The organism is Polaromonas sp. DSP2-3-2b2 (genome assembly GCF_049895905.1).
Taxonomy (GTDB): Bacteria; Pseudomonadota; Gammaproteobacteria; order Burkholderiales; family Burkholderiaceae_C; genus Polaromonas.
Genome location: NZ_JAFCTH010000004.1, coordinates 59,626 through 72,912 on the forward strand (window position 1 = coordinate 59,626; position 13,287 = coordinate 72,912).

Annotated in this window: 10 protein-coding genes and 1 pseudogene; 8 read left to right on the plus strand and 3 right to left on the minus strand. The window is 52.4% G+C overall.

Features of this window, described 5'->3' with window-relative positions; genetic code table 11:
- Positions 1-44: 44 nt before the first annotated feature.
- From ACP7AD_RS05430 to ACP7AD_RS05450, 5 genes are all read left to right on the plus strand, one after another.
- Complete coding sequence (locus ACP7AD_RS05430) at positions 45-1,202, plus strand: LegC family aminotransferase (protein ID WP_426145350.1); 1,158 nt, start codon at positions 45-47, stop codon at positions 1,200-1,202.
- Positions 1,199-2,386 (plus strand): UDP-N-acetylglucosamine 4,6-dehydratase, encoded by a 1,188-nt coding sequence (locus tag ACP7AD_RS05435; protein WP_426145351.1) that lies wholly within the window; start codon positions 1,199-1,201, stop codon positions 2,384-2,386. The genes ACP7AD_RS05430 and ACP7AD_RS05435 overlap by 4 nt, the downstream gene beginning before the upstream one ends.
- A 2-nt stretch (positions 2,387-2,388) precedes the next feature.
- On the plus strand, positions 2,389-3,057 hold the full coding sequence (locus tag ACP7AD_RS05440) for a sugar transferase (protein WP_426145352.1): 669 nt from the start codon (positions 2,389-2,391) through the stop codon (positions 3,055-3,057).
- A 33-nt stretch (positions 3,058-3,090) separates the two neighbouring features.
- Positions 3,091-4,314: a DUF1565 domain-containing protein gene (locus ACP7AD_RS05445; protein ID WP_426145353.1), complete on the plus strand. Its 1,224-nt coding sequence runs from the start codon at positions 3,091-3,093 to the stop codon at positions 4,312-4,314.
- Positions 4,315-4,657: 343 nt separating this feature from the next.
- The gene (locus ACP7AD_RS05450; protein WP_426145355.1) at positions 4,658-5,422 is read left to right on the plus strand and encodes a hypothetical protein; all 765 of its coding nucleotides are present in this window, start codon (positions 4,658-4,660) and stop codon (positions 5,420-5,422) included.
- A gap of 396 nt (positions 5,423-5,818) precedes the next feature.
- Here ACP7AD_RS05450 and ACP7AD_RS05455 read toward each other — a convergent pair whose 3' ends face one another.
- Positions 5,819-7,033 (minus strand): DUF1565 domain-containing protein, encoded by a 1,215-nt coding sequence (locus ACP7AD_RS05455; protein WP_426145357.1) that lies wholly within the window; start codon positions 7,031-7,033, stop codon positions 5,819-5,821.
- Positions 7,034-7,650: 617 nt separating this feature from the next.
- On the opposite strand from ACP7AD_RS05455, the gene ACP7AD_RS05460 reads away from it, so the two are divergent.
- Complete coding sequence (locus ACP7AD_RS05460) at positions 7,651-7,824, plus strand: hypothetical protein (protein WP_426145358.1); 174 nt, start codon at positions 7,651-7,653, stop codon at positions 7,822-7,824.
- Positions 7,825-7,915: 91 nt separating this feature from the next.
- Complete coding sequence (locus tag ACP7AD_RS05465) at positions 7,916-8,149, plus strand: hypothetical protein (RefSeq protein ID WP_426145360.1); 234 nt, start codon at positions 7,916-7,918, stop codon at positions 8,147-8,149.
- An 11-nt stretch (positions 8,150-8,160) separates the two neighbouring features.
- Here the strand turns inward: ACP7AD_RS05465 and ACP7AD_RS05470 are convergent.
- Both ACP7AD_RS05470 and ACP7AD_RS05475 read right to left on the minus strand, forming a co-directional pair.
- Positions 8,161-9,445: pseudogene (locus ACP7AD_RS05470) on the minus strand (IS5 family transposase).
- A 142-nt stretch (positions 9,446-9,587) separates the two neighbouring features.
- Positions 9,588-11,330 carry a DUF1565 domain-containing protein gene (locus ACP7AD_RS05475; protein WP_426145361.1) on the minus strand — a complete coding sequence of 581 codons (1,743 nt, stop codon included), beginning with the start codon at positions 11,328-11,330 and terminating at the stop codon, positions 9,588-9,590.
- Between the two features lie 765 nt (positions 11,331-12,095).
- On the opposite strand from ACP7AD_RS05475, the gene ACP7AD_RS05480 reads away from it, so the two are divergent.
- Positions 12,096-13,273, plus strand: a protein-coding gene (locus ACP7AD_RS05480) for an IS3 family transposase (protein ID WP_426145363.1) whose coding sequence is annotated in 2 segments (ribosomal slippage) — positions 12,096-12,351 and positions 12,351-13,273 — 1,179 coding nt in all. Because the reading frame shifts where the segments join, the coding sequence is not laid out codon by codon here.
- Positions 13,274-13,287 lie beyond the last annotated feature (14 nt).

Consider the following 13,287-nt stretch of genomic DNA (forward strand, 5'->3'; position numbering starts at 1 on the left):
AATTAAAAAATATTATGATAACCATAATTAATTGGTATGCGCTAATGGTGACGCATGTTCGAGATATCTATGGATCTGATTTTGTCCCTCTGCATCGCCCCGTCTTCGAAGGCAATGAAAAGCAATACCTGATCGATTGCATCGACTCAGCCTTCGTTTCGTCAGTGGGTGCCAAGGTCACAGAATTCGAGCAGCAGGTGGCCGCCTTTACCGGCGCTCCCTTTGCCATTGCTACCGTCAACGGCACGGCGGCGCTGCATGTGGCGCTGAAGCTGACGAACGTGCAGCGGGATGATGAAGTCATTACGCAGGCGGTGACCTTCATTGCCACCTGCAATGCGCTTAGCTACGTGGGGGCGCATCCGGTGTTTGTGGATGTAGACCGGGATACTTTGGGCATGAGTCCTGAGGCGCTGCGGCAGTTCCTGGCTCAGCACGCCCAGTTGCGCAATGGCCAGACGTTCAACAAGACGACGGGTCGCCGGCTGGCGGCCTGCGTACCCATGCATACCTTTGGCCATCCGTGCCGCATTCAGCAGATTATGGCCATTTGTGATGAATATGACATCCCGGTGATAGAAGATGCGGCCGAATCACTGGGCAGCTATGTGGGAACTCGTCATACAGGAACCTTCGGCAAAATGGCCACGCTCAGCTTCAATGGCAACAAGGTCATTACCACTGGCGGCGGCGGCATGATCATTACAAGCGATGCTGCTATTGCGGCGCGCGCCAAGCACATTACCACCACCTCCAAGGTGCCGCATCCGTATGAGTTTGTGCATGACGAGATCGGTTACAACTACCGCTTGCCCAACCTGAACGCCGCCCTGGGCTGCGCGCAGATGGAGCGTTTGCCAGAGTTTTTAGCTGTCAAAGCAGACGTGGCACGGCGATATGCCGAATTTTTTGATTCACTGGGCGTCACGTTCGTCTGCTCTCCTCTGGGCGCCACATCCAACTATTGGCTCAATGCCATCGTGCTTGGCTCGCGGCAGGAACGGGATGACTTTCTGGAATACACCAACACGCGTGGCATCATGACGCGGCCCATCTGGCGCTTGATGACGCATCTTTCCATGTTCAGCCATTGTCAACACGACGGTCTTGCCAACTCGCTCTGGCTGGAAGAGCGTTTGGTCAACATTCCGTCCAGCGTGCCTGATCTTGCCCTGTCTTCATTCAATTCCAGTGCTTTATGAACATCCTTCAATTGATTGGCCGTGATCGTCCGCTTTTTGACGGAGACGTTTCCCGGCACGAACAGCAAATCTCTGCTTTGGTGGCGGACAGTCGCTTCTTGGTGATTGGCGGTGCTGGCTCGATTGGCCAAGCTGTCACGCGCGAGATTTTCAAGCGTAGCCCGCAGGTGCTACATGTGGTGGACATCAGCGAAAACAACATGGTGGAACTTGTGCGCGATATTCGCAGCACGCTAGGCTATATAGGGGGCGATTTCCGCACCTTTGCCATCGACTGCGGCGGTCGGGAGTTTGAGGCGTTGATGAATGGTTCGGGCGGTTATGACTATGTGCTTAACTTGTCGGCCCTCAAGCATGTGCGTTCTGAGAAAGACCCATTCACCCTGATGCGCCTGATTGAGGTGAACGTGCTCAACACTCTCAAGACTATTGACCTGGCCCGTGAGCGGGGCGCACGAAAGTATTTTTGCGTTTCCACCGACAAGGCGACCAATCCGGTCAACATGATGGGGGCCAGCAAACGCATCATGGAAATGTTTTTGATGCGTGCTAGCCAGGTACTGCCCATCTCGACGGCGCGGTTTGCCAACGTGGCGTTTTCTGATGGGTCGCTGTTGCATGGCTTTAACCAGCGCTTTGCCAAGCGCCAGCCAATTTCTGCACCTGACGATGTGCGGCGTTATTTTGTGACTCCGCAGGAGTCGGGCGAACTGTGCCTGATGTCGTGCCTGCTGGGCGACAACCGCGACATATTCTTCCCCAAGCTCAGCGAACACCTTCACCTGACCACGTTCTCAAGCATTGCGGTTCGTTACCTGAACGCGCTGGGTTACGAGGTTTTTCAGTGCGTCAGCGAAGACGAAGCACGCGACCGTGCCGAGGAACTGATTGCCCAACGCAAATGGCCGTGCTACTTTTTCAGCAGCGACACCACGGGCGAGAAGGACTTTGAAGAGTTCTTTACTGATAAAGAGACGCTGGACATGGCGCGCTTTGACAGTATCGGCCTTATTAAGAGCGCGGCGGATTTTGATCGGGCGCGACTTGATTATTTTGTGCAAACGCTCGATGCAATCAAGGCGCAGCCAACGTGGGAAAAGGCCGGGATTGTTGACCTGTTCAACATCATGATTCCGGACTTTGATCACAAGGAAACGGGCAAATACCTAGACGCAAGGATGTAGCCATGCAGCGACTTTTAGACATTCTTTTCTCAAGCCTGGCCTTGCTGATGTTGTCGCCGCTGCTTGTGCCCGTTGCCATCCTGCTGCGCCTGACGGGCGAGGGTGAGGTGTTTTTTCTGCAAGACCGTGTGGGTAAAGGGGGCAAGGTATTCAAGCTTTACAAGTTTGCCACCATGCTCAAGAACAGCCCGGCCATGGGCACGGGCACAGTCACGGTCAAGAACGATCCGCGCATTCTGGCTATGGGTGGTTTCCTGCGCAAGGCCAAGATCAATGAGTTGCCACAGCTGCTTAATATTCTGAAGGGCGATATGAGCATCATTGGCCCGCGCCCGCAAACCCAACGCTGCTTTGATGCCTTTACCCTAACTGCGCAGACGGCTATAAAACAGGTGCTACCGGGCTTGTCGGGCATCGGATCCATCATGTTTCGGGACGAAGAAAATCTGCTGAATGGTCATGCTGACGCTCGGCATTTTTATGACCATGTCATAGCACCTTACAAGGGTGCGCTGGAAGAGTGGTATGTTGAGAACCAGGGTTTGTGGACTTATTTCATGCTGATCGGATTGACCTTGTGGGTAGTGCTTTTTCCGAAGTCCTCAGCGGTGTGGCAGATTTTTGGGACCTTGCCGAAGCCGGGGCCAGAGTTGGCTCGAGCGTTTGTATAAGCGCGCCGTAAAGATACCGAACTGGACCGATGCATGTTTTTGTTCTTTTTTCCTCAACATGAAAGCTATCGAGTGATAGCTGTTCAGACACCGTTATTAAAGTTCCCTCTCACCCCTCCGAAGGGATTCCGGGTTTCCCGCACGCTACGCAGTGCCACCTTCTTCGTTGCGGTGACATGCGCCCTAACCGTCTTTGGCGCCACAAGCACCAACTATTACGTTGCAACTACGGGTTCCGACGCCAACCCCGGTACGCAGTCAGCACCCTTTCGCACTATCAAGAAGGCCGCAAGTGTTGTTAACCCTGGTACCACGGTTCATGTTGCGCCCGGTACCTACGCCGAATCCATCACCTCAACAATGAGCGGCACGGTATCCGCCAGAATCCGTTATGTCTCCGATACGAAATGGCGAGCAAAAATCGTGCCAATTAAGAACGCAATCACTATGTGGCGGGTAGTTGGCGGCTATACCGATATCGACGGATTCCAGATCGACGGGACAGGCGGCACCAGCGTCAGACAGGGAATATACATGACAGGTGGAAATTCATCTGTACGCAATAGCTGGATTCATAACGTCGCTGAAAGCTCAGGGTGCGATAGCAATGGCGGTGGCGGTGTAACTGTAGATCAGCATGCGGGAGCACAGTTCGATAACTATGACATAACAGGTAATCTTATTCACCACATTGGCGGTACATGCCACTGGATTCATGGAATCTACCATGCCTCCTCCGGAACCATCAAGAACAATATAGTCCATAACACCAATTATGGGATTCTTGCAGGCCATGACCCACATGATCTGGAGATTTCAAACAATACCGTATTTGCTGATAACTATACCGGCATAGAATATGATGGCGGATGTACAGAACGCTACACGGGCAAGTGTCCCGGCAACAACATCAAGATATATAACAATATAATCTATGACAGTGCTGGTGGGATAGGTGGCCCAAACCTTATAGAAGACATAGGTATCAATTGCATTAAAAACAATATTATATATCGTAGCGGTATTTATGGAAATTTTATGATGGGACCGAATGCTCTAAGTCAAGTGTCAGGAACAATTAGTGCCGATCCTCAGTTTGTCAACTATATCCGTGAAGGCGGCGGAGACTATCGCCTCAAGAGCAGCTCGCCAGCTATTGGAAAGGGACTTTCTGCCTGCATACCTTCCACTAATATTAATGACACGGCACGACCACGGGGTAAGGGGATTGATATTGGTGCGTTTCAGAAGTATTAACTGATGTTACGCATCGACCAATGAAGCTTAGAAGGTGCACCTGTTGTTTAAACAACTTTTCCCAATTTATCAATGGACTCCAAGCGGATTGCCAAAGGTACAAAGTTATTTACGACAACAAGCGACAGAGAAAATATTGTTGGGGCGGGGGAGAAATTTCGACTCTTGCCCCTTGATCAGATACTATCATTTTAGCAGAAAGGGACAGATCGAGAATTCTTCGAGAAATGAAAATTCAGCGGCAACATCTACAAATCGGTTTTATGTAGTCATCCCGAAAAACCTTACATGTGAACTTGAGGCGATGGGAGTTAGCCTGCCAATTCTTATCTAGAAGTGAATCGTGAAATCATCACTGTTAAGTGATGATAAAGAGGGCGGCAGCACCAATAAGTTCAATAACTATTTTTTGGAATTTAATATGTTGAGCAAGTTGCGAACTTTTCTTGATCTATTGGTGCAAATTGCAAAACTTCCAGTGGCCCATTTGCATTTTGATCTTGATCTTAATCCTGATGATGTCAGGTCGACATACAAGTACTTCACCAAGCCACATGCAAAATATATAATATTTAAAAATAAATCCCTGGGTGCTGCATTGATAGATTTAAGGCGATTCGATACCCGGAAAGATTATATAAATACCCTTAGCCAGGGCGCGCGCGATGCTAGAAAGGCGAAGTCACGAGGTTATATATTTTGCGAGATAGATAGGAATAATTACATAAATGATATACATGAAATAAATACCTCTATTGAGGTCAGGCAAGGCAGGCCTATGGATACATCTTATCTGGAGAAAAGTAGCTATTATGAGTCGGCTAAAAACTTCAAGTATTATGGAGTACTGGATCGTGATGGTAGATTAATGGCCTATTGCAATCTTGGGATTTATGGTAATTTTGCAATATTTAACCAGCTATTGGGTTGTAGAGGTAATAACGGAATTATGCATTTACTGACGACGGAGGCAGTTTGCCAGTATATTGGCGACAGCACAATAAAATACATCATGTATGATACTTATTTTGGTGCGAATCCCGGTCTTAAAAAATTCAAAACAATAATTGGTTTTGAGGCTTACCGGGCGAAGTATCATATTAAATGAGTTCTATGTCATAGAAAATATATGACAATTATTTAACTTCTTGCAGATTATGTGCATCTAGTGACTTCACGTGCCCTGTATAGATCAGTGACTTGGCTTCGTTCCTTGCATAATCCGGGTGGACGTGCTGCCGAGGAGTAAGCTCGGCGTGACAAGATCAACGACAGCAGAAGCGATCGCATGGCACGTCAGAAAGCAGCTACGTGGCGGACTTCTGCCGACAAAGTAGCCGCTGCTAAGACTAAGCGAGTTGGGTGCGAAAAGCGACTAACTTTCGCGTCAACAGCCCCGCACTCTTCGCTTATTAATAATTCTCATAAGCACCAGCATCAATCCCCCTACCTCGTGACAGTGCCATTAATATTAGTGGAAGGTGCGTAGGTGGAAAATCCCTTTTCAATTAATGGCTCCCTTGCCAATTGCTGGCGAGCTACTCTTGAGGCGATAGTCTCCGCCGCCTTCACGGATATAGTTGACGAACTGAGGATCAGCACTCATTGTTCCTGACACTTGACTTAGAGCATTCGGCCCCATTTGAAAATTTCCATAAATACCGCTACGATATATAAGATTGTTTTTAATGGAATTGTTACCTATGTCTTCTATAGCGCTTGGGCCACCTATCCCACCAGCACTGTCATAGATTATATTGTTGAAGATATTGATATTGTTGCCGGGACACGTACCCGTGTCGCGTTCTGTACATCCGCCATCATATTCTATGCCGGTATAGTTATCAGCAAATACGGTATTGTTTGAAATCTCCAGGTCATGTGGGTCATGGCCTGCAAGAATCCCATAATTGGTGTTATGGACTATATTGTTCTTGATGGTTCCGGAGGAGGCATGGTAGATTCCATGAATCCAGTGGCATGTACCGCCAATGTGGTGAATAAGATTACCTGTTATGTCATAGTTATCGAACTGTGCTCCCGCATGCTGATCTACAGTTACACCGCCACCGCCATTGCTATCGCACCCTGAGCTTTCAGCGACGTTATGAATCCAGCTATTGCGTACGGATGAATTTCCACCTGTCATGTATATTCCCTGTCTGACGCTGGTGCCGCCTGTCCCGTCGATCTGGAATCCGTCGATATCGGTATAGCCGCCATCCACCCTCCACATCGTGTCTGTGCCTGCAGCGGGCACAAGTTTTGCACCCCATTTTGTGTCGGAGACATAACGGATTCTGCCGGATGCCGTGCCGCTCACCGTTGAGGTGATGGTTTCGGCGTAGGTGCCAGGCGCGACATGGACCGTGGTATCCGGTATAACCACACTCGCCGCCTTCTTGATGGTGCGAAACGGCGCTGCCTGCGTGCCCGGGTTGGCGTCGGAACCTGTCGTTGCAACGTAATAGGCATAGGTGCCTGTTGGGGTTGACGATGGGGTTGAAGCTAGGGCCTGGGCCGGGGCGGGTTGGTTGTAACGGTTGGGATCGCTTACGTTGCCCAATTCACGTGTGGCACCAAAAGCGGTCAGGGTACTTGTCGCCGCAACCAGGATGGCGGCGTTGCGCAAGGTGCGTGAAATTTGCAAATTTGAAAAAGAGTGGCCAGGCGATTTAATCAATGGAGTCTGAATGGCGAGCGCGGTAGGTTTTTGCATGTTGATGAGAACAAGAAAACGACTGGATTAGTCAAAATGGGTACCCCGTACTGGGTTCCGTTTTTATGTTAACTTGTTCCGATATCTCGACAGTAAGAAGATGTGCGTGCGCCTGCCATGCCGTGGCGGTGCGTGCGCGGCGGCTGCAATGCCAAATCGCATTGCCCTGATAGCGGCCGGAGAATCAGTCCGCTAAGGCTTGTTTCGAGTGCTGGCGCGGTGTTGCGCGGTTTGACGCAGGAACGGATTTCTGGAACATCGACGATGGATGAGCTTCTTGCATGTAACGCAAGGCAAGCCCAAACGGCTATTTATTCACGGCAACAAAAACTCTAAGTAGATAAAAAATTGACAAATCAAAACAAATATATACAAATAGGCTTTGCAAGTGTCTCGGCCAGGAGTCGGAATGCGCAGGTAACTTTTTTGCTATTTTTTAATAGCTTGACAGGCATGATCCACCTGCGCAAAAGACCTATAAGCCATAAAATTTTAAGTAAAAAGTGTGACATAAGTGAATTCACCTGAGAAAGGTGAATTTCACTTCGCCGCCTCCACCTTCACCCGTGCATTCGGCGCCTCGCCAAACATCTCGGGCGCGTACACTGATCGAGCGCTTGGGCGTCCCTGAAGCCCATGTGTCACAGGTGCGTTCGCGCCATTGGCGGCTGGGTCAGGCCGGCGCAGGGACGCAGCACAACCATGTGCCGCTACGCCCGGTGCGACTGAAGGAGCTACTGCTGGCGCGAGTCACCCTGGCCCCCGAGCCGACGCTGGCGCAGTTGTGCTAGTGAGCCAAGGCCGAGCATGGCATGGAGGTCGGGCCCACGACCATGGGCAAGACGCTGGCCCGGCTGGGGCTGACGCGAAAAAAGACTGGGCGTGCCAGCAAACAAAAGCGAAGCGACCCGCCCAGGCGCGCGCTGCCTGGAATATGCGCCTTGCGGCCACTGGCACACCACGATGTTTGTCTGCGCGCTCAGCAGCCAAGGCCTGCTGGCGCCGCTGGTGCTGGACGGGCCCATCAACGGCTTTTCATCTATGGCATGGGTGGAGCAGTTTCTTGCGCCCGAGCTGCAGCCAGGGGACATTGTGGTGGTGGATAGTAGACGCTGAATAATTCCGTTTTACGGTGCGAGGGCACAAACATGCAGCTTCTTCAGCATCAGTCGAATGTTGTGGCCCGCACCGCATAGCGCCGCATGCAAGGCGTCACCCAGCGTACCTTTTAGCGGATTTCGGGCCAGCCGTCCGTCCATCTTCATGTGCCCAATGGTCGGCTCGATCGGGCTCCTTCGCCTGATCATCGCCTTCATGGCTCGGGTGACGCCCCGGCGCTGGCCTGAGCGCAGTATCTGTACCCCTTGGACCTGCACGCCCCGGTAGCCCTTGTCCACGATGGCCATGCCGGGCTTTTTGTCAGCAAGGATTTCGACCTGCTCAAGGGTTTCTTCGAGCGTGTGCCCGTCGTACGGATTGCCCGGCATGCTCCGGCAGTCCACCACCAGGCCTTCCCTGAAGGTGATGGCAATGCTGACCTTCACCCCAAACTCGTAGGGCGTTCTGGCCATACCCTTCGAGATGCACTCTGCCTCCGGTGCGTGCAGCGCATACAGCTTGTTCTTGTCCCTGGTCTTTTGCGTCAGGATGCGCCCCACGCGGTGCAGCAGGTCCCGGGCTTTGTGCCGCGCTTGCTCTGGCAGCTGAGCGAGCTTGCGAGTGACTTCACGGTATACGCGGCCCACCCGGACTCTCAGCGCCTTGATGGCTTTGCGCATGCGCTTGAACTGCCTGGCGTGGGCGTAGCGGCCAATCTGCGCGGCCATGCACGGCGCCTGACGGTTGTAGTTCTGGCGCAATTCCAGATTGTTCTCATCAGCCAGCCTGACCAGGTGCTGGCGGCTTTTCTCCAGCAGCCGGCTGTCGGTGGGATGGGCGATGGCCTTGGGCATGACGGTGGTATCGACGATGACTTTGTCCAGGCTGCTTTTTTTGATCAGGCCGGCCGCACGAGCCGCTTCAATGGTGACGGCGAGCAAGACCTCGACACCCTCTTCACCGATGCGCTTTCGCCAGCGCGTCAGGCTGGAGGGATCAATGGGCAGCTAGCTCTGTTTGTAGCCAGGTTTCGCCGCAGAAGTATTGCCAGTAGGGGTTTTCAAGCCATGTCGCCACCACCGCCTCATCCGAGGCGTCGTTGGCATGCTGCAGGTAAAGCAGACCCGCGACCAGGCGAGGACTCAACGCAGGGCGCCCCCGGCTTGACGTGAAGTGGGCGCCAAAACTGCGTTCGATCTCCTCCCAGTTCATCAGGCTGGCCAGGCGAATCAGGGGATGGCTCATCTTGAGCTGCTCGTCCAGGCGGGGGCGGGGCAGCTCGCCCGTCTGTGCTATACACGGTCTGGGTCTCATCAAAACCTCGTCCAAATTTGCAAGAAACCAAATGTAGAGCATTTATTTTCTTGCAAATCCAGCCCTCACAAATCCGTAAGTTCCCCAGACAAATCAAGGGCTTGCGAATTTTTCAGCGTGGACTAAGGTAGAAAATCCCTTTTCAATTAATGGCTCCCTTGCCAATTGCTGGCGAGCTACTCTTGAGGCGATAGTCTCCGCCGCCTTCACGGATATAGTTGACGAACTGAGGATCAGCACTCATTGTTCCTGACACTTGACTTAGAGCATTCGGCCCCATTTGAAAATTTCCATAAATACCGCTACGATATATAAGATTGTTTTTAATGGAATTGATGCCTATGTCTTCTATAAGGTTTGGGCCACCTATCCCACCAGCACTGTCATAGATTATATTGTTGAAGATCTTGATGTTGTTGCCGGGACACGTACCCGTGTAGCGTTCTGTACATCCGCCATCATATTCTATGCCGGTATAGTTATCAGCAAATACGGTATTGTTTGAAATCTCCAGATCATGTGGGTCATGGCCTGCAAGAATCCCATAATTGGTGTTATGGACTATATTGTTCTTGATGGTTCCGGAGGAGGCATGGTAGATTCCATGAATCCAGTGGCATGTACCGCCAATGTGGTGAATAAGATTGCCTGTTATGTCATAGTTATCGAACTGTGCTCCCGCATGCTGATCTACAGTTACACCGCCACCGCCACCGCCATCGCACCCTGAGCTTTCAGCGACGTTATGAATCCAGCTATTGCGTACGGATGAATTTCCACCTGTCATGTATATTCCCTGTCTGACGCTGGTGCTGCCTGTCCCGTCGATCTGGAATCCGTCAATGTCGGTATAGCCGCCATCGACCTTCCACATCGAGTTCGCGCCTGCAGCGGGCACAAGTTTTGCACCCCATTTTGTGTCGGAGACATAACGGATTCTGCCGGATGCCGTGCCGCTCACCGTTGAGGTGATGGTTTCGGCGTAGGTGCCAGGCGCGACATGGACCGTGGTACTGGGTTTGACAACACTCGCCGCCTTTTTGATGGTGCGAAACGGCGCCGCCTGCGTACCCGGGTTGGCGTCCGAACCTGTGGGCGCAACGTAATAGTTATACGTCGTTGGCGTTGGGGCCAGAGCTGGCGCTGGGGCTGGAGCCGGAACTGGGGCTGGACGTGGGGCTGCAACCGGGGCCGGGGCTGCAACCGGGGCCGGGGCTGCAACCGGGGCCGGGGCTGCAACCGGGGCCGGGGCCGCAACCGGGGCCGGGGCCGCAACCGGGGCCGGGGCCGCAACCGGGGCTGGGGCTGCAACCGGGGCCGGAGCTGGGACTGGGGTTGGTCCGGCTACGGGGCAGATGTATTGCATCCAGTAATACGTGCTGATTACAGGGGTGTAGCCTGGATTGGCGAACTTGGCAATGTACATCTTGCCATTTGAATAGGTCACGACGCTTCCCGCAGCATACTGTTTGCCTTGAACCCAGCTTGAGGATGGGCAGTTCGGCGCTGGGGCTGGAACTGGAGTTGGTCCGGCTACGGAGCAGATGTATAGCGTCCAGTAATACGTGCTGATTACAGGGTTGTAGCCTGGATTGGCGAACTTGGCAATGTACATCTTGCCATTTGAATAGGTCACGACACTTCCCGCAGCATACTGTTTGCCTTGAACCCAGCTTGAGGATGAGCAGTTAGGCGCTGGGGCTGTAGCAGACTGTTGCCATTGATAGCTTAATTCACTGGTTTGGCCAAAAGCGGTCAGTGTACTTGTCGCCGCCATGAGAATTGCGGCATTGCCCAAAGTGCGTGAAATTCGCAAACTTGAAAAAGGGTGGGCTGGCGATTGGGTCAATGGGGTCTGAATGGCAAACGAGGGAGCTTTTTGCATGTTGATGAGAACAAGAAAACGACTGGATTAGTCAAATAGGTACCCCTTATTGGGTATGTTTTTAGGTTAACTTGTTACACCAACCTCGACAGTAAGAAGATGTGTGTGCCCATGCGCGATGCTGTGTTAGGACGCGTGCGGCGGCTCCATTGCTTGAATGCGAATTGCCTAATGGCGACTACAGAATCGGTCTGATACGGCTTTGGTCGAGTACTGGCGTGGCGTTTTGCTGTTTGAGGCAGGAATGGATTCTTGGAATATCGACAATGGCCGGTGCTTGTTACAACTCACGCAAGGTAAGCCTAAACGGCTATTTATTCGTAATGACTCAGGTCTGTTTAGATTAATAAAACCTATATAAATCAATAACTTACGAAATAGTTTTCACCAGAAAATACAAAAATCAACTTATTTAGGTAAAGGTTTGCTTAATTTATGAGCACTTTTGTAGACAAATTGCTCGTAAGTCGTTGATTCATAAGATTTCTGTAGTTACACTTGTTTTAAGTAACATTAAATGTAAATTGATAAAACTATTGACAAATTAAAACATAAAAAAACAAATAGAAACAAAAACTTTGTCGGCGTATCAGCCTTGCCATGGTGAATTGCAACGCAGCCAGCATTTCAGCGAAACAGCTGCCATTCGTGTCAAAACGGGGGAATTCAGACAAGGTAGAGGGGGACAAGCTGAACCAAAAGTGACCTTGCCCCTGAAAAACGTATCCCTTGCTGAGTGGTTCAATTCAGACAAGGAAAACGGAAATGACGAAAACATCAAGGGCGCGCTACACGCTCGAATTCAAGCAAGAGGCAGTGCGCCTGGTGGACAACGGCCAAAGCATCGCGGCGGCGGCGCGCACGCTGGGCGTGGTCGACCAGACACTGTTCAACTGGGTCAAGGCGCATAAGCAAGGCAAACTCAAAGGAGCCGACAGCAAGCCCGTGAGCGCTGAGCAGATGGAAATCAGTCGGCTGCGCGCTGAGTTGGCGCGCGTGAAGATGGAGCGCGACATTCTGGGAAAAGCGACGGCGTACTTCGCAAGAGGGTCGATTTGAAGTACGCCTTCATCGAGCGCCACCGGCATGCCTGGCCTGTCTCGGTGCAATGCCGGGTGTTGCACGTCAGCGCGACCGGCTACCACGCGCACCTCGTGCGCCGTGCCAGCGATGCCCAGCGGCGCCACCTGAGCGACGAGGCGCTGCTGGTATACATCAAAGCCCTGCACTGCGAAAGCCGTGGCGCCTACGGCTGGCCGCGCATTTGGCGCGAGTTGGTGGCGCGCGGTATTGCGGTGGGCAAGCAGCGGGTGCAAAAGCTCATGCAGTTGCACGGCATTCGCGCCAAGGGCAAGCGACGCTTCAAGGTCACCACCGACAGCCATCACAAATTGCCAATCTCGCCAAACCTGCTCAACCGCGAGTTCACCGTGGCCGAGCCCGACAAGGTCTGGGTCGGCGACATCACATACATCGCCACTGATGAGGGCTGGCTGTTTCTGGCCGTGGTGATTGACCTGTTCAGCCGCCAGGTGGTGGGTTGGTCGCTGCGGGGCGACATGACGTCAAACATCGTCATCGACGCGCTGCGCATGGCCTGGTTCAAGCGCCACCCGGACAAGCAGGCCGGGGTGCTGTTTCACAGTGACCGGGGCAGCCAGTACGCCAGCGGCGCCTTCAGGGATGTGCTCAAGGAGTATGGCATCACGAGCTCCATGAGCCGGCGTGGCAACTGCTGGGACAATGCCTGCAGCGAGACACTGTTCGGCTCACTGAAGGTCGAGCGCTTGCACGGCCAACGCTTCGTGACCCGACGCCAGGCCAAGGATGAAACCATCGCGTGGCTGCTCTGGTACAACAAAGCCCGGCTGCATTCGACGCTGGCTTATGTCAGCCCGATGCAATTCGAAAGCGAATGGCTTGCCAGGAAAGCCAACTCATGAGCTCGGTTATGGGA